Source organism: Spirosoma sp. KUDC1026 (assembly GCF_013375035.1).
GTDB lineage: Bacteria > Bacteroidota > Bacteroidia > Cytophagales > Spirosomataceae > Spirosoma.
Map to the genome: position 1 here is coordinate 4,961,021 of NZ_CP056032.1, position 19,748 is coordinate 4,980,768.

Annotated in this window: 14 protein-coding genes and 1 pseudogene; 10 read left to right on the forward strand and 5 right to left on the reverse strand. The window is 53.8% G+C overall.

Translation table 11 applies throughout. The features are described 5' to 3' along the window. Nucleotides 1–191 precede the first annotated feature (191 nt). The 3 genes from HU175_RS24890 to HU175_RS20780 all read left to right on the forward strand — a co-directional run bounded on the left by HU175_RS24890 (nt 192) and on the right by HU175_RS20780 (nt 2,593). Nucleotides 192–272, forward strand: a complete 81-nt coding sequence (locus HU175_RS24890; RefSeq protein WP_228724438.1) for a DUF4180 domain-containing protein — start codon at nt 192–194, stop codon at nt 270–272. Nucleotides 273–527: 255 nt separating this feature from the next. Further along, nucleotides 528–1,202: a response regulator transcription factor gene (locus HU175_RS20775; RefSeq protein ID WP_176568401.1), complete on the forward strand. Its 675-nt coding sequence runs from the start codon at nt 528–530 to the stop codon at nt 1,200–1,202. Between the two features lie 2 nt (nt 1,203–1,204). Beyond that, nucleotides 1,205–2,593 (forward strand): sensor histidine kinase, encoded by a 1,389-nt coding sequence (locus tag HU175_RS20780; protein WP_176568402.1) that lies wholly within the window; start codon nt 1,205–1,207, stop codon nt 2,591–2,593. Nucleotides 2,594–3,025: 432 nt separating this feature from the next. Here the strand turns inward: HU175_RS20780 and HU175_RS20785 are convergent, their stop codons facing one another. Next, nucleotides 3,026–4,912, reverse strand: coding sequence for a serine hydrolase domain-containing protein (locus tag HU175_RS20785; RefSeq protein WP_176568403.1), 1,887 nt, complete (start codon nt 4,910–4,912; stop codon nt 3,026–3,028). A 409-nt stretch (nt 4,913–5,321) separates the two neighbouring features. Between HU175_RS20785 and HU175_RS20790 the strand changes: the two genes are divergently transcribed. From HU175_RS20790 to HU175_RS20800, 3 genes are read left to right on the forward strand one after another with little or no spacing between them, the layout of a single operon-like run. Then, complete coding sequence (locus HU175_RS20790) at nt 5,322–6,761, forward strand: TolC family protein (RefSeq protein ID WP_176568404.1); 1,440 nt, start codon at nt 5,322–5,324, stop codon at nt 6,759–6,761. Nucleotides 6,762–6,771: 10 nt separating this feature from the next. Further along, on the forward strand, nt 6,772–10,038 hold the full coding sequence (locus HU175_RS20795) for an efflux RND transporter permease subunit (RefSeq protein WP_176568405.1): 3,267 nt from the start codon (nt 6,772–6,774) through the stop codon (nt 10,036–10,038). 17 nt (nt 10,039–10,055) lie between these two features. After that, nucleotides 10,056–11,189: an efflux RND transporter periplasmic adaptor subunit gene (locus tag HU175_RS20800; protein WP_176568406.1), complete on the forward strand. Its 1,134-nt coding sequence runs from the start codon at nt 10,056–10,058 to the stop codon at nt 11,187–11,189. A 121-nt stretch (nt 11,190–11,310) separates the two neighbouring features. Here HU175_RS20800 and HU175_RS20805 read toward each other — a convergent pair whose 3' ends face one another. Next, a complete protein-coding gene (locus HU175_RS20805) occupies nt 11,311–11,973 on the reverse strand; it encodes an NAD-dependent epimerase/dehydratase family protein (RefSeq protein ID WP_218037009.1) in 663 nt (220 codons plus the stop codon). A gap of 373 nt (nt 11,974–12,346) precedes the next feature. On the opposite strand from HU175_RS20805, the gene HU175_RS20810 reads away from it, so the two are divergent. Beyond that, the gene (locus tag HU175_RS20810) at nt 12,347–15,655 is read left to right on the forward strand and encodes an efflux RND transporter permease subunit (RefSeq protein WP_176568407.1); all 3,309 of its coding nucleotides are present in this window, start codon (nt 12,347–12,349) and stop codon (nt 15,653–15,655) included. Further along, entirely contained in the window at nt 15,636–16,778 is a 1,143-nt protein-coding gene (locus tag HU175_RS20815; RefSeq protein WP_176568408.1) for an efflux RND transporter periplasmic adaptor subunit, read from the forward strand. The genes HU175_RS20810 and HU175_RS20815 overlap by 20 nt, the downstream gene beginning before the upstream one ends. Before the next feature lie 408 nt (nt 16,779–17,186). Here the strand turns inward: HU175_RS20815 and HU175_RS20820 are convergent. Next, nucleotides 17,187–17,714, reverse strand: a pseudogene (locus HU175_RS20820) (IS3 family transposase); the annotation flags it as partial. Between the two features lie 67 nt (nt 17,715–17,781). On the opposite strand from HU175_RS20820, the gene HU175_RS20825 reads away from it, so the two are divergent. Continuing rightward, a complete protein-coding gene (locus HU175_RS20825) occupies nt 17,782–18,093 on the forward strand; it encodes a transposase (protein WP_176566244.1) in 312 nt (103 codons plus the stop codon). 5 nt (nt 18,094–18,098) lie between these two features. After that, the gene (locus HU175_RS20830; RefSeq protein WP_176566243.1) at nt 18,099–18,986 is read left to right on the forward strand and encodes an IS3 family transposase; all 888 of its coding nucleotides are present in this window, start codon (nt 18,099–18,101) and stop codon (nt 18,984–18,986) included. Here HU175_RS20830 and HU175_RS20835 read toward each other — a convergent pair. Further along, nucleotides 18,966–19,388 (reverse strand): DDE-type integrase/transposase/recombinase, encoded by a 423-nt coding sequence (locus HU175_RS20835; RefSeq protein WP_176568410.1) that lies wholly within the window; start codon nt 19,386–19,388, stop codon nt 18,966–18,968. The two genes, HU175_RS20830 and HU175_RS20835, sit on opposite strands and share 21 nt — an antisense overlap. Continuing rightward, a complete protein-coding gene (locus HU175_RS25140) occupies nt 19,367–19,705 on the reverse strand; it encodes an IS3 family transposase (protein ID WP_176568411.1) in 339 nt (112 codons plus the stop codon). The genes HU175_RS20835 and HU175_RS25140 overlap by 22 nt, the downstream gene beginning before the upstream one ends. Nucleotides 19,706–19,748: the final 43 nt, after the last annotated feature.

Consider the following 19,748-nt stretch of genomic DNA (forward strand, 5'->3'; position numbering starts at 1 on the left):
CTGATTTTTTTCGTTTTAACTACCTACGTAAGGTACTTGTAAAGGGCGGCAAAGTCAGTTTAATAACTCCCTTTAATGACGATCGATCTCCACCTGCTCACCGACATCCGGTTTGCCGAAATCGTTTCGGCGTATCTATACACCGGAAGACGGCACCGATCTGTTGAGCAGTCTGTATTACCAGGGCTACGATGCGAATCATTCTCCATCAGCAGCATCTTACGTCAGATTTCTTCGCGCTGAAAACGGGCCTTGCCGGTGAAATCCTGTAGAAGTTTTCTACCTACCGCGTTCGCCTGGCTATCGTCGGCTTTTGTACGGGATACGCCGGCAAAAGCCTGAACTGTCACAAAAAACGCTATACAGTCCGCCCCGGCCCAGCTCGTAACACATCGGCCTGTTAGTCAGGGGATTCGACAGGGCCGTCAAACACGCTGATACTTTCCTTAGTTTTATGGTTTAGCTGCCAGACCGAGCGCCTTCTTTTCGGCAGACAATAGCTGGTAGACGAACCCTAACCCTTCTTAATGAAAATATTACTGGTTGAAGATGAAGTAAGTCTGGCATCTTTCATCCGCAAAGGCATCGAGAGCGAAGGCTACGAGGTTGATCTGGCGTACGACGGGCTGATGGGTCAGCGGCTGGCCGACAATAACAGTTACGATGTCATTGTGCTGGATGTTAACCTCCCCTATATCAACGGCTTTGCCCTGTGCGGGTATATCAAACAGGCTTCCCCACGTCAGGCGGTACTGTTGCTGACAGCCCTGGATAGTCTGGCCGACAAGGAAAGTGGCTTTGACGCGGGGGCTGACGATTACCTGGTCAAGCCGTTTGAGTTTCGCGAGCTGATGCTGCGGATCAAGGCGCTGGCCCGCCGAACGAATGCCTTTAGGGGGATCAAAACGGTACTGCGTGTAGCCGATCTCGTCCTCGATACCGAAGCCCACACTGTAAACCGCGCCGGACAATTAATTGAACTGACCGCCCGTGAGTACGCCCTGCTGGAATACCTGATGATCAATAAAGGGAAGATCGTCAGCCGGATCGACATTGCCGAGAAAGTATGGGATCTGCATTTCGACACCAATACGAATGTCATCGAAGTGTACGTCAATTACCTGCGCAAGAAAATTGATAAAGACTTCAGTCAGAAGTTACTGCACACAGTTAAGGGAATGGGCTATGTTCTGCGGGGCTGATTATGTCAATCAAACACAAACTCATCCTGTGGTTTTCCTCGCTGGTAGCTGGCCTGCTGTTGATTTTTTCGGTGTACGTATATAGTACTTACGCCAGTTTCCGGCAACGCTCCATCGAAGACCGCCTTGAGCGCAAGGCCCGCGTCACTGAGCAACTGTTGACGCTGCGCGGAATGGTTGCGGGCAGTGTTATCTCTTCCATGCCCGAACAGACCGAATTTGTTTACTCCCCCGCCGACAGCCTGATCTACAGTAGTGAAACAACGGATGATTTTGTGATTCAGCGAGCCTTTCGACAGCGAGTCCGGCGTGAACGACTGGTGAAGTTTCAGTACGAGAGTCCCGGCCACCTGTACCCTAAGGACGGCGTCGCCCTGACCTACGCGGGCGTTGCGCCCTCACCCGACGGCAGCGAGTACGTCGCGATTGTTACGGCCTACGATCAGGACGGGTACCAACGGCAGCGGAATTTACGGGATCTGTTCATCATTGGTAATGCCGTAGCCATCGGGCTGGTCGTTTTACTGGGGTATTTCTTTTCCCGACAGGCGCTCAAGCCGCTTAACAACCTGATCGGTCAGATCAACACCCCCACCGCCAGTGCGGCTACCTTCCGCCTGAAGCCCGATAATCCTAGCGACGAGGTTGGCGTGCTGGCTCAGGCTTTTAACGACCTGCTGACCCGGCAGGAGCGCCTGGTGGAGAATCAACGGTCCTTCATTGCCCAGGCCTCCCACGAGCTTCGAACGCCCCTGACCACTATCAAAGGCTGGCTGGAAACCTCGCTGCTCTACGATACCGACGTTGATACCCTCAAACGAGGCATGACCCAGGCCATTACGGAACTGGACAAACTGACGGCTTTATCCAACGGCCTCCTGCAACTCGCCCGAATTGATGGTGTTGATGCACAGCTTGACCGGCACCCCATCGAATTAATTGACATCATCATTGATGCCGCCGACACGCTGGGGCAGCAGCGGCCGGGGCAGTCGCTATCCGTCCAATTCAGTGATGGTGTTCTTGAACAGCCCACCCCCGTTACGGTGCTGGGTAACGCCCATCTGCTCAAAACGGCGTTGCTCAATCTGCTGGATAACGCGGCCAAATACTCCAGCGGCCAACCCATTACGCTGCAGTTGGAGATGGATACCGAAGCGCGCGCCCGTGTTCAGATTGCCGATCAGGGAATCGGTTTGGCACCCGGCGAGGAAGAACGGATTTTACTGCCGCTGGTACGGGGCTCGAACGTGCAGATGATTGGTGGTTTTGGTATTGGCCTGACGCTCGCTTACCGAATCATTACGCTGCATCAGGGGCAGCTTCGATTCCATCCTCGTCCCGGCGGGGGAACCATCACTGAGGTAATTTTACCCGTCGAACCAACTTAATCAACCCACCTACCTACTACTAGCAGTATCAACTGAATCATGTCTTAACGACTCGAGGGAAAAGCTAGAAATAAAATATTGATTTACGAGATAGCTGTTTGATACGTTGTTTCAATCAGCATGATACGTTGGTCGTTATCCGCTTATCTCTTTGTAATTCGGGTGTTTTGTGTGCTGCCTCTGCCGCAGCGTAATGGCAAATTGGATATGCCAAATAAGACAAATTGGCTCTAACACTGGCTGACAAGCTCAAGCTAGGTAGCCTGACGACAAGTTTTCTTGGTGTTCACCTATAGCCAAGTACCAGTAAATTCGCCTGGCAAGCCTAATAATAAGGCGTCTATCAGCGAGCTAAATAGCCATCGGTACCCCAGCGTTGAACGGCAAACAAAATGGGAATGAGGTCCGGTCAAGAGCAACGACCAACCGCCCTTAGGCCCAGGTTTGAAAGCCGATTAGACCCCAAACACCCATGTAACCTACTACTAGTAAGGCACTACTAACGGCCATAATCATAAAAATTAAGCTGCTTCGGCTGGCAATCTGCTGGTAGCTTCGAAGCAGACTGATCAGCGCGCTTAAAGCCGCCAGGGGGCCCAGCAGCGAGCCCGCAAACACCAATAGCGATGGAAGTGAGCGTACACCTAACTCATCACCACCCCCAGCCAAAACAAGCACCATCGTCAGGTAACTCAGCCCATACACCAATAGACTCGTGCGTACCAGAACGGCACTTGACCGGCGACCTTGGCGTTGCCGCCAGATACCCCCAACCAGCCAGCCTATGCCCAGTAAAACACAAAGGACGATGAGCAATAGGCACAGGGGTCCCAGCACTACAGGCAGCCACGCCCCGAGCAGTGACGTTTTGATAAGGGCATTCGCGCTTAACCCGGCGCCGAATGCGCGCACCAGCACAGGCCGGTTGGTCTCGTCGTGCACCAACGTCAGCGATGGGGTGTAGCCCCGCTTCTCCAATCGCAGCACCTGTTGAGGACTGATTGGACGGAGTGGGGTGGGTTCACTGCCCAGCCCATCGTAGAGCATCAACTGCCCCCTTTCCTCCTCGACGTGCGCCAGTTCAGTCAAGCCTAGAAACCAGCCCGTCTTGGCAGTTCGAAAATAGCCTGGGCGGTAATACCCCAGCCAGGCCTCTTTTTGTGCTTTCGAGAAGGCATACGCCGGGGGAAGGTGTGGGGGTACCGACTGCATCACCCGCTGGAGAATAGCGTCGCGTAGCGCAAAGAAGCTCGGGCCATCGGTGTTGATCAGGAAAATGATCCCCCGGTCCAGTCCTGCGTGGTAGAGGTAATGCGCCCGAAAGCCCTTGCCCGCCCCATCATGGCCGTGCAGCAAGTGACCCTGGTAAGCCGTCACAAAAGTACCCAGGCCGTAACCTTGTTGACACCCCGCCTGGCTGGCTAAGCTGGTGCGGGGCGTTTCGAGTCGATCCACCAGGGCGGGGGCCAACAGCTGCTGGCCCCGGAAGGCACCCCGGCCCATCAGCATCTGCACAAACGGCATAAGCTCCAAGGCTGACACATTCAGCCCCCCCGATGGTCTGGCCAACAGGTGCCAGTAAGCAGCTTCCTGCTGGTCAGCGCCCACATACCCCGTAGCCAGGTCCGTTAGGGCTGCTCCATTCTGGTGAAAGGTGGCATGTTGCATACCCAGGGGTAAGAAGATGCGCTGCCGGACAAAGGACTCAAACTCCTGCTTTGTTTTCTTCTCGATAAGGCGAGCCACTACGGGCGCTCCTGCATTGCTGTAGGCCATGAATGTACCGGGTTGCCAGCGGCAGTGGCGGGACTCGGGGTTAAGGCGGATCCCTTCTGGTAGGGAAACCCTCGGGTTATTGTAGGCATAGGCTTTAAAGGACCAGTCATCAAAGCCCGCCGTGTGTTCCAGTAAATGAGCGATCCGAACCGGAGCCGTCGCTTGCCAGGGGTTATCGATCTGGATTTCAGGCGCCAGTTTTTCGACCTCGTCGGAGAGGGTCAATTTACCCTCCTGCACCAGCATCAGGGCGGCCACGGCGACCAGACTCTTGGTAATGGAGGCTACCGGAAAGAGGGTTTGGGCGGTGACGGGTGTTTTGGCTTTGCTATTGCGGAAGCCTGCATACCGCTGATAAAGCAGCGAATCTTTGGTGAAGACCAGTACTTGCAGCCCCGGTATTTTGTGGACTTTCTGAATACTATCAATTTGACGACTCAGTTGATGAGCAGGTAGGGAGAGGTCCGCTGGCTGGGCGGTGGCATTAAACCAGACCGTCCAGAGCAGTAAAGGCGTCAGCCAGGAAATAACCCAAGTAGGCATAGTGCATGAGGACAAAAGCGGCTTTTTAAATATACAGAGCCTCATCACTGGTTGATGCGGAGAGTGGCTTTCAAATTAGTAAATGGTCAATAGCTCGTCTGGTTCTTACTGGGCAACCGATTCGTTGGTCAGTTGCTATGAGTTGGTTGCTTTTCCATTAGCTTATAGAAATGCACAGAACCTCATCAACAAAAGGGTAGCCTGTTCTGGGTTGACTTTGTCTCTCAAAAACGCTCCTTTTCTTGATCTCCTTAACTATCTATCTTGAAAAACAGACCATTATAACCAGCCTAGCCGTCAATAACCGCTGCCAGGGCCTGATGATTCATTCTAATATTAACTAATCTACGGCTAATATTCTCCTAATGGTGGCCCGGTAGCTTTGTCCCTGATCCATTCTATCAGGTTTATGAGTAAGGGGATACTATACTTATGGGGGCTACTAACCCTGATCGGCACTGGCTGGAACAATACCACCCAGGCTCAGTCGGGCCAGACCTTCCCAACCGGAACGGACGTACTCACGCTCCACAAAGCGCTGGAGCTGGCCCGCACCAACTACCCGAGTCTACGCGGAAAACTAGCGACCATACGAGCCGCCGAAGCCGATGCGCAGGTGCTCAACCAGTCTCTTTTGCCCCAGGCGGGTGTGCAGGCACAGGCACTGAACGCTACGTCCAATCAGGTGCGGGGCGCTTACGTCTCCAACGGTGGCTTGCAGCTGCCCGTCTCTGGAGTACGTACGGACGGGTTCCGGGGCGATCCGGCCTGGACCAGCGGCCTGTCGATGGTTGTCGATTGGGAGGCCATTACGTTTGGACGCCGGCAGGCCCGACGCAACCAGGCCCGCTTATCCATTGAGCAGGCGCAGGCCGATTACGAAGGCGAATTGTTCACCCATCAGATTCGGGTCTGCGATGCCTACCTGCTGGCACTCAACGCGCAGAAGTCGGTGGCCCTGCAAGCAGCTAATCTCCAGCGGGCCGAGGGGCTTCAGCGCATCATCCGGGCCAGTACCGAAGGCGGACTCCGGCCGGGGATCGACAGTTCGGTGGCGAATACCGAAGTGGCCCGTGCCCGGCTGCAGATCCTGGAAAGCCAGCAACTGGCGCAGCAGCAGGTGCTTCGCCTGACGGAACTGATCGGCCAGCCAGACCCGGTTGCGCAACTGGACTCAATGGTTTTTTACAACCAGCTCCCCCAGGTGCTGCTCACGCCCGGCAGTAACCCGGCGCTCCATCCACAACTGCGGGTTTATCAGAAGAATATCGACCTTGCCCGTACGAACGAAACCTTGTTAAAAGCTTCAGCCCGGCCATCGATTTCGGTGCTTGGTTCAGTACAGGGCCGGGGTTCCGGCATCAGCGAACAGGCGCAGCCCGACGGTACGTTTCGCATTGATCCGTCGCTGGGAGCGGGATTGCCGCTCCGTTCGTTCAACTACATTGTGGGCGTAACGGCCATCTGGCGACCGACCGATTTGTGGCGTACGAAATACGCGCTGTCAGCTCAGCAGGAACGAATCAACGCCAGTCAGCAGACCTACGCCCAGCAGGCGCTGAGCATCCAGGCCGCCAGTCAGAACGCGGTACTGCAGCTTCAGTTAGCGCAGGCCCGCGCGCAGCAGGCTCCGCTTCAGCTCAACGGTGCCAAACAGGCTTTCATCCAGTCGCAGGCCCGCTACGAGTCGGGGCTGGACAATATTCAGGCCCTGACCCAGACGAGCGCTTTGCTTAACCGGGCCGAAGTAGACCAGGCCCTGGTCACCAACAGTGTCTGGCGCGCCTTGCTGCTGCGGGCGGCTACGGCCGGCGATTTAGACTCGTTCCTCCAACAACTCCCCCGCTAACTCAACCGTTATGATTAAAGCTGCTTTAGCTAAACCCATTACCGTAATCGTCGCACTGGCGGGGTTTATCCTGTTTTCGGTGCTGGCCCTGCTGCAGATTCCGGTAGATATTTTTCCCCGGCTCAACCTGCCCACGATTTACATTGCCCAACCGTACGGCGGGATGACACCCGCTCAGATGGAAGGCTTTATTGCCACCCGCTACCAGAACCAGCTGCTTTACGTGTCGGGAATCAAGGCGGTAGAGGTAAAAAATATCCAGGGGCTTTGTCTGGTCAAATGCACGTTCTACGAAGACGTAAACATGGCGCAGGTATCGGGCGAAGTGGCCAATCAGGTCAGCCGGGTCATGAATTACCTGCCCCCCGGCACCGTACCGCCCACGGTTGTCCGCTTCGATGCCTCCAGCCTGCCCGTGGGTCAGCTCGTATTCAGTAGCCGCCGGGCATCATTGGGTGAGATGCAGGATTTAGCCTCTACCCGCATCCGGCCGTTGTTTTCCCAGATTCCCGGCGCGTCGGCCCCGTCCCCATTCGGTGGTAACGAACGGACCGTGGTTGTAAAAGTTGATCCCGAGCGGATGCGGAGCTACGAGCTGACGCCGGATGAAATTGTGCAGGCAGTCGTCAAAAACAACCAGATTTCGCCCGCGGGCAGCGTTCAGATGGGTGACTACACCGTTATGACGCCCAGCAATACGGTACTCGACAAGGTGTCTGAGTTCCTGAATATTCCGCTGCGCAAAGGAGTGGGACCAACCGTGTTTCTGCGCGACGTTGCCTCGGTCGAGGATGCCACCGACATCATGGTCGGCTACGCGCTGGTCAACGGAAAGCGGTCGGTGTATATCCCGGTAACCAAAAGCGCCGACGCCAGCACCATCAGCGTCGTCAATGCGCTCAAGAATAAGCTGCCCGAAATGAAAGCGCTGCTGCCGGACGATGTACAGCTCACGTACGAGTTCGACCAGTCCGTTTACGTCACGCAGGCCGTGCACAGTCTGGCCGTTGAAGGTGGCCTGGGAGCCATTCTGACGGGGCTGATGGTGCTGCTCTTTCTGGGCGACTGGCGTAGTTCGTTGATCGTAATCCTGACCATTCCGGTTTCCATTCTGGGAGCCATTCTGCTGCTCAATCTGACCGGGCAAACCATCAACATCATGACCCTGAGCGGTCTGGCGCTGGCCATCGGTATTCTCGTCGATCAGGCAACGGTCGTGATTGAAAATATTCACCAGCATCTGGAAATGGGCAACAAAACGAAGGCCCGCGCCATTCTGGATGCCTGCCGGGAGATGGCGTTTCCGCTGCTGCTCATCACGTTATGTATTCTGGCGGTTTTTGCACCGGCTTTTCTCATGACTGGCGTACCACGGGGCATGTTCCTGCCGCTGTCGCTCTCGGTCGGGTTTGCCATCATTGTGTCCTACGTATTATCACAGGTGTTTGTGCCGGTTGTGGCGAACTGGTGGCTGAAGCACCATGAACATGCTCAGCCGCACGAGCAAAGCATGTTGCCTGACGTAGCGCATCAGCCAGAAGGACAACAGGAACAGTACGAAGAAGATCATTCAGAAAAGGTAACGGGTTTCGAGCGATTCAAGCAGGGATACCTGCGGCTGCTTGATGGGTTGATGGCCCGACGGATTCTGGTTATCAGCGTCTACGCGCTGGTTTGCGCCCTGCTGATCGGCGTTGGGTTCACGCAGATTGGCCAGGATATGATGCCCCGCCAGAATCACGCCCACCAGTTTCAGGTCCGGATTGTAGGGCCACAGGGCTTACGGATCGAACGGACTGAAGAGCTGACCAAGCGGGTTATTAAACAGATCGACGCCATCGTTGGCCCCGAGAACGTAGCGATCTCATCGGCCTTCGTAGGTATGACCCCATCCAGCTACGGTACCAGTGCGCTCTACGTCTTTAATGCAGGGCCACACGAAGCTGTTTTGCAGGTTAATCTATCCGACGAGTACACGGTCGAATCGATGGATGGGCTGAAAGAGCAAATCCGGAAACGGGTACAGCAGAAAATGCCGAACGTCCACTTATCGTTCGAACCCATCGACCTGACCGACAAGATCATGAGCCAGGGGGCGCAGACGCCCATCGAAATTCTGGTTGGCGGAAAAGACCTCACCGAAGGCCAGCATTACGCCAACCGGCTGCTGACCCACCTGCGTGAGATTCCCTACCTGCGCGATCTCCGGATCAATCAGCCGCTGAACTACCCGACGGTGTCGATTCAGGTAGATCGTGAACGAGCCGCCCAGCTGGGTTTGAGTACCGATGAGATTTCTAAGTCGCTGGTAGCCGCTACGGCGTCCAGCCGCTTTACGGCCAAAAACCTGTGGCTCGATCAGTCGAAAGGTTTTGCGTACCAGGTACAGATTCAACTGGAGAAAGACCAGATGAAATCTATTGCGGACATTCAGGCGATTCCGCTGGTGAAAGGGCAGCTCCGACCAACGCTAGGCGACGTAGCCACGATCACACCAACGACCGTACCCGGCCAGTTTGACCGGATTGGCCCCCGCCGGATCATTACGGTATCGGCCAATATTGACAACCAGGATTTAGGCACAGCCACCCGCGATGTGCAGGCAGCCATCACGGCTGCCGGGGATCCCCCCAAAGGCTCCGTGGTCGAACTGCGCGGACTGGCTCAGTTGCTTCAGGAAACCCTGGGCAGCCTGCAATTTGGGCTGGGACTGGCTATCGTGGTCATCTTCCTGCTGCTGGCGGCCAACTACCAGTCGTTCAAGGTGGCCAGTGTCGTGCTGGTGAGCATACCCGCCGTGCTGGCGGGTTCACTAACGCTGCTGCTGGTAACGGGGCAGACGCTGAATCTGCAATCGTACATGGGCATTATCATGTCGGTGGGGGTATCCGTGGCCAACGCGCTGCTGCTGGTCACCAACGCCGAATCGCTGCGACTGCGCTACCGCGACGCCCGGGTGGCGGCCCGGGTGGCCGGGTCAGCGCGGCTACGTCCCATTCTGATGACAGCGCTGGCCATGATTGCCGGGATGATTCCAATGGCGTCGGGCCTGGGCGAATCGGGTGAGCAAACGGCTCCGCTCGGCCGAGCGGTCATCGGCGGACTCTTCTTTTCCACCATCGCGGCCCTGTTGGTTCTGCCCGTCGTGTTCGCGGCCGTCCAGCGGAAAACAACCTTCGATTCGCCCTCGCTCGACCCTGACGATTCAGCCAGTACGACCTACGACGGAAAGACCAATTCGCTGTCCGAATCCCCAGCCGTTCCCCTTACGTACTGATCAACCGACCAATCCTTATGCATTCATATTCTTTTCTTCGACCAGGTTTAGTTGTTGCTCTCCTCGGCAGCCTGGGTTTTCTTTTTAGTCAGTGTACTAGCTCGTCGACCGACAAAAGTGAAATGGACAAAGCACCGGTCGACGAAGAAATCCGCTACGAAACCATCAAAGTCGCTGCGTCACGGCCCACTTCCGAACTGAATCTGCCGGGGGAACTGGAGAGTTACTACGAGACTGATCTGTATCCGCGGGTCAGTAGCTACGTGAAAGCTCTGCATGTCGACATTGGCGATCAGGTACGAAAAGGCCAGGTGCTGGCCGAACTGGAAGCGCCTGAATTGACCGCCAACCTGACCGAGGCTTTTTCAAAAGTGAAAGCAGCCGAGGCCACGTTCGGAGCCAGCAAAGGTATTTTCTTACGTGTGTTACGTACCAGCCGTACCCTGGGGGCCATTTCACCTGTCGATCTGGAGACCGCCCGGACCAAAGCTATTTCGGATAGTCTGGGCGTAGTAGCCGCTAAGGCGCACTATAAGTCGGTGCAGCAACTGGTCAGTTACCTGAAGATAACGGCTCCGTTTACGGGCGTCATCACCGACCGTCGCCTGTCGCCGGGCGCCTTCGTGGGACCGGGTGGCCAGAATGGTGTTCCTATCCTGAAAATCAAACAGCTGGATCGACTGCGGCTGCGGATTGCGGTCCCGGAAGCGTATCTGGGCGACATTGACCGGGGCGCGGCCGTCCAGTTTTCGGTGCGTAGTTTCCGGAACCAGACCTTTACGGGTAAGATCAGCCGGGTAGCTAATAACGTCCGGCCCGAAACGCGTTCGGAACTGGTCGAGATCGACTTTCCCAACAAGGGCGGCAAGTTGAAACCAGGTATGTTTGCTTCAGTTCGACTACCCGTCAGTTCATCGGGCGAAGGGAGTTTATACGTCCCCAAATCGGCCATTATCAGTTCCCTGGACCGGACATACGTTCAGAAAATCGACAGCGGCAAAGCAGTCCGGGTAACGGTCCAGAAAGGCGACGACGCTGTTGGACAGACGCAGGTATTTGGTGATCTGACAGCCGGTGACGTCATTTTGAAAACCGCCAGCGAAGACATCGCCGACCAGGCCAGCGTTAAGACACAACTCGTGAATCAATAACGGATCTCGTTCATTTACCGCAGGGTTCTGCCAACAATGCCACGGCTTGCGTAAGCGTCATAAAGAACCGTGGCATTGCTGGCGGCAAAACTTCCATACTGTCAGGCTGGCGAGGCAACGCCTATAACTTCTGCAGGGCCAGCGCTCTGATGTCGTCCATTTCGAGCACTCGCTTTTCGTTGCCGATCCGGACGGCATTGATCATCGCCTGGGCCAGTTCCTGCAACGTAACAACCCGCCGGGGCGAGAGCCACTTCAACATGCGAATAATCAGGTTATAGATCGCTTTGGCGTTTTTCTGCCCCGGATAAACCACCATACCGGCCGGCCGGAAATTGTATTCGGCCCTGAAGGGCAGCTGCATCAACGCGTTTTCCGTCTTTCCTTTCACCCGCGCCCACATTACCCGCCCCTGTTCAGATCCGTCGGTGTGGCTCCCCGACACAAAGTTGAAGACAAGCGACGGATTCAGCGCCAGCAACGTTTTGGCAACGTGCATCGTCAGATTGTACGTAATGTGGGTGTACTTGTCTTCATTCAGGCCCACCGAGCTAATTCCGGCGCAGTAAAAACAGGCGTCGTAGCCTGTCAGTTGATCCATCACGCCCTCCAGCGTCATAAAATTGGGGACCAAACACTCCTTTAGTTTTGTATGCGTCAGGTCGTAATGCCGCCGGTTCAGCAGCATAACCTCGGCGATCTGCGGGTTGTCCAGGCAGGCCAGCAAAATACCTTCCCCGACAAAGCCGGTCGCGCCGGTTAGAATGATTTTCAAGAGCTTCATGGCTTTAGTACAGCTAGTAATTCAGGGACTTCCTCAACAGAGAACGGATCCCCAGGCTTTTTAAAGGCCGAATTTCCGTCGGCAAGCCGTTACTTGTTTTGTTTCGACGTTCTACTTCACCTTGCTCAGACGTCCTTTCTGCTTCCAGCCATTCGTAACGGTCCTCCCCAAGTAAGGTTCTTTTTCATCGGTGAGATCCAAAATTGACAGGTCTCATCAGCCGTATAAACGCAGCTTTACCGAATAAATTCGTAAATTTTAGGATCGAATCACTGGTCATATAACGGTTCCTGGAAAAAATTGGCTTTTCTTCCCGCCGGCTATATAGTCAGGGGACTCCTCTTGAAAACCATTAACCCAACTCAACCGAGTTATGAATTTAATTCGCTCCGCGCTGCGAAAACCAATTACAATTCTGGTGGTCGTAGCGAGTTTATTCTTTTTTGGGATCAATGCCGTCCGTAACATCAAAGTTGACATTTTCCCTAACCTCGACCTGCCCGTTATTTACATTTCCCAGCCGTTTGGAGGCTATACGCCCAACCAGATGGAATCTTTTTTTGGTAAACAGTACGTTAATCTCCTGCTCTACGTATCGGGCGTAAAGAGCATCGAGACCAAGAACATTCAGGGCCTGACGCTGATCAAGCTGTCGTTCTACCAGGGCACCAACATGGCGCAGGCGGCCGCCGAGGTGTCGGCCTACTCCAACCGGGCGCAGGCCATCTTCCCTCCGGGATCGCAGCCCCCCTTTATTCTCCGCTTCGATGCCTCTACCCTGCCGGTTGGTCAACTGGTTCTAAGCAGCCCCAAACGCACCAACAACGAACTACAGGATCTGGCCAATGTCTACGTCCGGGCGGGTTTCAGCTCTATTCCGGGTCTGGTTGCTCCGGCCCCGTTTGGGGGCAACTCGCGGTCTATTGTTATCAAAGCCGATCCGGCCCTGCTGCGGTCCCACAATCTGACCCCCGATCAGTTGGTAGCCGCCCTGCGGATAAATAACCAGGCCAGCCCCGCTGGTAACGTCCGGGTGGGCGACTTAAATTATTTTACCCCTGCCAACACGACCGTTAAGAACATCGAGGATTTCGGTAATATCCCCCTGTATACCGGCTCGGTACAGAACCTGTTCCTGAAAGACGTAGCCACCATTGAGGACGGCGCCGACATTACGCAGGGATACGTACTGGTTAACGGCAAGCGGTCGGTCTATCTGCCCATTACCAAATCGGCCGATGCTTCCACCTGGGAGGTGGTTCAGAACCTGAAAGCCGCCCTGCCCCGCTTCCAGGCGCTACTGCCGGAAGATGTCAAGCTCACCTATACGTTTGACCAGTCGGTCTACGTCATTAACTCCGTGGAAAGTCTGCTGACGGAGGGGGCTATCGGTGCCATCCTCACGGGTCTGATGGTCCTGCTTTTCCTCGGCGATGTGCGCGGGGCGCTGATTGTAATCATCACAATCCCGACCTGTATTATTGCGTCGGTGCTGTTCCTATATCTCTTCGGGCAGACGATCAACATCATGACCCTGTCGGGGTTGGCGCTGGCCATCGGTATTCTGGTCGATGAATCGACCGTAACGATCGAGAATATTCACCAGCATATGGACATGGGTAAACCCAAAGCGCTGGCCATCTGGGACGCCTGTAAGGAAATTGCGTTCTCCAAACTGCTGATTCTATTCTGTATCCTGGCCGTGTTTGCCCCCGCCTTCACCATGACGGGGATTCCCGGCGCGTTGTTCCTGCCGCTGGCGCTGGCGATTGGTTTCGCTATGGTGACCTCGTACCTGATGTCGCAGACGCTGGTACCGGTGCTGGCCAACTGGATGATGAAAGAGCATCCGCACAAAAGCAACGGCAAGGCAAACGGCCACGAAGGTATCAACGGTCATCTGAGCCAGGCCAACGGCATCAGCATTGCCAACGGTCGACAGACGAACGACGATATTCTCCACGAAAAAGAGAAACTGGCGCATCGGGCCGACCTGAACAACGACGGAAAAATCGGCCTTTTCGAACGGGTTCGGATGCGGTTTGTCAACGCCCTCGATGGCATGATGGCCTTTCGAAAACCCATCGTCATTACCTACGTCATCGGGGGGCTCGTCCTGGCCGGCATCCTCATTACCATCATTGGCCGGGACGTATTGCCCAAGAATGATGCGGGGCAGTTTCAGGTTCGAATCCGTGCCGCCGACGGTACTCGCCTGGAAAAAACCGAAACGACCATGCTGAAAACCCTCGACGTACTGAACAAGCTCGTCGGGAAGGAAAACATCGAGATTACATCGGCGATGGTTGGGATGCACGGTGCGCAGTTCTCCACCAGCCCTATCTACCTGTTCATGGCCGGACCGCAGGAAGGCGTTTTACAGGTCAGCCTGAAACACGACTTTGATAAGGACATGGATGAGTTGAAGGACGAGTTCCGGGCGCGGATGAAAAAAGAGCTACCCGGCGTTAAGCTCTCGTTTGAACCGATCGAACTAACCGACAAGATTCTCAGCCAGGGCTCTCCCACGCCGATTGAAGTCCGGCTGGTGGGCAAGAATAAGAAACAGAACCAAGAGTACGCGAACAAGATCATTACCAAACTGAAGCAGATTCCGTATCTGCGGGATGTGCAGATTGGTCAGTCAACGAACTACCCGACGATTGAAGTTAACATTGACCGGGTCCGGGCCTCGCAGTTGGGTACGGACATCTCGTCCATTTCGCGGTCGCTGATTGCGTCTACGTCCTCGTCGCGCTACACTGAGAAAAGCGTCTGGATCGATCCCAAATCAAGCCAGAGCTACAGTGTTCAGGTACAGGTGCCGGAAAACAAGATGAATAGTATTGATGAGCTGGGCGAAATTCCGGTGCTGCCCAATACCAACCGTCCGGTGCTGAGTGATGTAGCGACGCTGCAAAAAGGAACCACAAACGGCGAAAACGACAATCTGGGTGCTATCCCTATTCTGTCAGTTACCGCTAATCTGAACGATATGGACCTGGGCACGGCGGCTGCTGACGTGCAGAAAGCCATTGACTCACTGGGCGAGATGCCCCGTGGCCTCACCGTTAGCATTCAGGGCCTGAGCCAGGTACTGAACGATACGCTCAACAGTCTTCAGACAGGACTGCTCACGGCTATTGTCGTCATCTTCCTGATGCTGGCCGCTAACTTCCAGTCGTTTAAGGTGTCGCTGGTGGTCCTCTGCACCGTTCCGGCCGTATTGGTGGGTTCACTCACCTTATTGCTGCTGACGGGTTCAACGCTGAACCTGCAATCGTACATGGGCATGATCATGTCGGTGGGTGTATCTATCTCCAACGCCGTCCTCCTGGTCACCAACGCCGAAGAACTGCGGATGCGGAACGGCAACGCCCTGCTGTCGGCCAAAGAAGCGGCCTCTGTTCGCCTACGTCCGATTGTGATGACCAGTGTGGCCATGGTGGTCGGTATGATTCCGATGGCGTCGGGTCTGGGTGAAGGCGGTTCGCAGTCGGCTCCGCTGGGCCGGGCGGTGATCGGTGGCCTGATTGCCTCGACCTTTGCTGCGTTATACATGCTGCCATTGGTGTTTGCCTGGGTGCAGGGCAATACGTCGACTCAGTCGGTATCACTCGATCCTGAAGATAAAGAAAGCAAGTTTTTCATTCCCTCCTCGTATGAACCGGTTAACAACTAACCCTTTTCGTAACCTGCTCGTTGTCGGTAGTTTTCTCGTTGTACAGTCACTAACCAGTTGCCATTCGCAGGAAAGCAAGGCAGACGTGGCCGAAGCGGATAGCGCTCCGGAAGCCACCGAAGTATTCGCCCTCCAGAAAGGTAAACTGTCATCTTCCTTACAGGTACCGGGCGAACTGGTTGCGTATCGGGACGTCGACATTTACGCCAAAGTAAGTGGCTTTATTAAAACGCTCTACGTCGATATTGGCTCGGAGGTAACGCAGGGGCAATTACTAGCGGTTGCTGAAGCCCCCGAGTTAAATGCGCAGTTGTCCTCGGCCCAGTCGAAGCTGAAAGCCCAGGAAGCGTTATCCATTGCCAGCAAAGCCAACTATGACCGGATTCTGGAAGCCAGTAAGTTCTCGGGAGCGGTCTCGAAGAATGATGTCGACCAGGCCCTGGCCAAACGTAACGCTGATCTGGCCCAGCTAGAGGCCGCCCGCTCCGCGTACCGGGAAGTGGCCGACCTGCGACAATACCTGCAAATCCGGGCTCCGTTCAACGGCGTCATCAGCGCCCGGAACGCCAGCACGGGGGCTTACATCGGCCCGTCGGGCAAAGGGTCAGAGTTTCCCTTGTTTGTGCTGACCGAGCAGAAACGACTCCGTCTGGTTATCTCGGTGCCTGAAGCGTACACGGGTTACGTTGATCAGAACGAAACGGTCAGTTTCAGCGTAAAGGCCTTCCCCGACCGGAAGTTTACGGGTCAGGTGAAGCGGCAGGCAGGCGCGCTGGATAAACGGCTCCGGTCGGAGCGGGTTGAAGTTGACGTACTCAACAATAACAAAAAATTGCTGCCCGGTATGATCGCCGAAGTTAGTATTCCGCTGCCAACGCGCACCAGTACGTTTATCGTTCCTAAATCGGCTGTTGTCAACTCCTCGACGGGCGTGTTTGTGGTGAAAGTAACGAACAATAAAGCCGAGTGGATTCCAGTGCAGAAGGGTCTAGAAGCCGACGAGAAAATGGAAGTGTTTGGTAAACTTAACGAAGGTGACCAGCTCGTAACGACGGCTACCGAAGAGATTCGGGATGGCTCGCCCGTTACGCCAGCGAAAGCCGCTAGCAATACCGTGCAATAAATACCGAACATTTCTCTATGCATAACGTAAAGGCCGCTTTCATGGAGAGCGGCCTTTACGTTATACAGGAGTTCTGCCGAATAAACGCTTGTTGCCTGGAAGCCTTTTAGAAACTCCTATAGCCTCTAAAGGAGACTTTTCTCTTTCAGGTAAACTCCCTTTTAGGGACTACTATTAGGGGACAAATCGGGGCTCACATACTCGGCCCTAACCTCATAAAAGAGGCATAGATATGAGAGATGGCAATTTGAAAAAATAATAAATATAGTATGATAGCTCCAGAGTGTTATACAGAGAGTGTCACTTTGAATGGGCGTTTCGTGAGACAAATTTTTTGGGCTAGATACACTGCGCCCTTAGAACTGGACCACTTTACTGAATAACGAAATTGTTAGTTGATCTGATTTCCTACTTGGTTTGACTGCTTTTTATTCCCTTTAATACCTCTTCAGGCGTTCGATAATTCAGCGACTGGTGAAAGCGCCGACAGTTATAAAACTCGAAATAAGCTTGTAAGCCTGCCTCTAACTGCCAGCCATCCTGGTAGGCTTTCAGATAAATATCCTCATATTTTACGCTTCGCCAAAGCCGCTCTACGAATATGTTGTCCAATGCCCGCCCTTTGCCGTCCATTGAGATGCGAATGTTCTGATCGAGCAGGACACTTGTAAAATCATCCGAGGTAAATTGACTGCCTTGATCGGTGTTAAAAATCTCGGGTTGAGGATAGCTCCCTAAGGCCTTTCGTAACACGCCACAACACCAATCAGCCTCCATGGTGTTGGAAACGGACCAACTTAATACGTATCGACTATACAGATCGATGATGGCCATCAGGTACATATATCCGGTCGCCATGGGTACATAGGTAATGTCAGTAGCCCAAACTTGGTGGACCCGCACAATGACCAACCCCCGCAGCAAATAGGGATAAATTGTCTTAACCCCCTGAATGACTGGACAAAATTGTAAAAACAGTTTAGTCCTTTTACATTCAGATACCATGAGCAAATTAAGGCGGAGTTTTACTCCCGATGACCGCTATTCTATCGTCCAGGAAGCCATTCGTGACGGCCATGCCGAGACTTGTCGAAAATACAATCTATCTCCTTCGCTGCTGCGCAAGTGGAAATTGAAGTATTTGAGTAAAGGCAAAGAAGGCCTCAAAGATTCTTACGCACGCGTCGATCCCCAGCTTCGAGTGCTCGAAGAAGAAAATGAACGCCTGAAGCGGATTGTAGCAAAACAAGCTTTGGAACTGGAGATCAAAAGTGAGCTACTAAAAAAAACTCCTATTCACTCCAGGAGAAGCTAGCACTCATGAAACAGTTTGAAAATCAAGTAAGTCGTACCCTGTTATGCCAGTGGCTTAGTGTACCTCGGAGCGTGTTTTACTACCAACCACAATCAGGTAGACCTGGAGCACGCCCCAGCCAGGTAACCATGAAACGGGATGGATCGTGGGTAGACAACCAACTGGTCGTGGTCAGTATTCGGCAACTGCTGGATGTTGAGTTCAATGCCCTTGGCTACGAATACATCACCCACGAGTTGAAAAAAGAATACTTAATCAATAAGAAAAAGGTGTATCGACTCATGCAAGAGCATAATTTACTTCTGGGCAAAGTGATCCGACCGATGGGCAAGCGGGAATTTGTTAAATTCAGACGAATCGAAGCGACCAAGCCCTTGGAATACCTGTGCTGGGATATCAAATACGTCTGGGTAGAAGGGGAACGGCGGAATTACTATCTGTTGAGCGTCATTGATGTGTATAGCCGCAAAATTCTGGATTGGCTATTCCAAGGCAGTATTCGTCAAATCGACTTAATCAATCTTTTTCGACGAATCAACCGGAATCATGAACTGAAGGGCGTCATTTTGCGCAATGATAATGGCAGTCAATTCATTGCTCACTCGGTACGTAACTTTTTGAAAAGCTCCGAAATCAAGCAGGAATTCACTCATGTGGCCACCCCTGAAGAGAACTCGTACATTGAAGCTTTTCACAGCATTCTAGAACATGATGTGATCGAGCGCAATGTATTTGACAGCTATTATGAGGCCAAAGAAATGTTAGGGCGTTATTTTTTCCATTACAACAATCACCGTCTTCATCGTTCGATTGGTTTTGTAACACCTCAGCAGAAATGGGAGGAAGCACAGGTAATTTACGACACAACCTTTTCAGAAAATTTGTCCAGCTAATAGGGGGCTAAGACAGTCCACGCTCAAAAAGCACCCACCTTCCAATAACTCCGCCTTTAGGCGGCTCCAAAACGACTCTGCAAACGCATTATCGTAAGGGTCATCGGCCCGGCTCATGCTGGGCCTGATCCGCCACAGACTCACCAGTTCCTGCACCTCATTGGAGATGTATTGACCACCCCGATCAGAGTGGACGATAAGGCCAGCGGCTGGCTGACGGGTTTGCAGGGCTGCCCGCAGTGGCACCAAAATCAGGGCATCTTCCATATTGGCATTGATGCGCCAGCCGACAATTCGGCGCGAAAATAAGTCCATCCAACTCCCCAAATAGGCCCATTCTCCGTTGGCCAGGGGCAAGTACGTGATGTCACTGACCCAAACTAAATCAGGAGAAACAGGCAACGGTTGATCGAGTAACAGGTTTGGCCAGTACCCCTTGCCATGTCGGTGGTACGTGGTACAAACGATTTTGGCTTAATTGACTGTAAGTCAGCCAGTTTCATTAATGATCGTACCTGTTGCCGACCTACCTGATGGCCCTGCTCGTGCAACTCGGCTACAATTCTGCGGCTCCCGTAGCGTCGTTTGTGCGCCCAAAACACGTCTTCGACCAACTGCTTTTTAGCTTGTTTATGAGCTGTTGGCTGGTAGCTCTGCCCCCTTTTGTATCGGTAATAAGCTGTTCGACTTACGCCCAATACAGCACACAGGGTTTCCACATTGAACTCATCAGCCAGTGTCTCGATCAGATTGTAGCAAAGC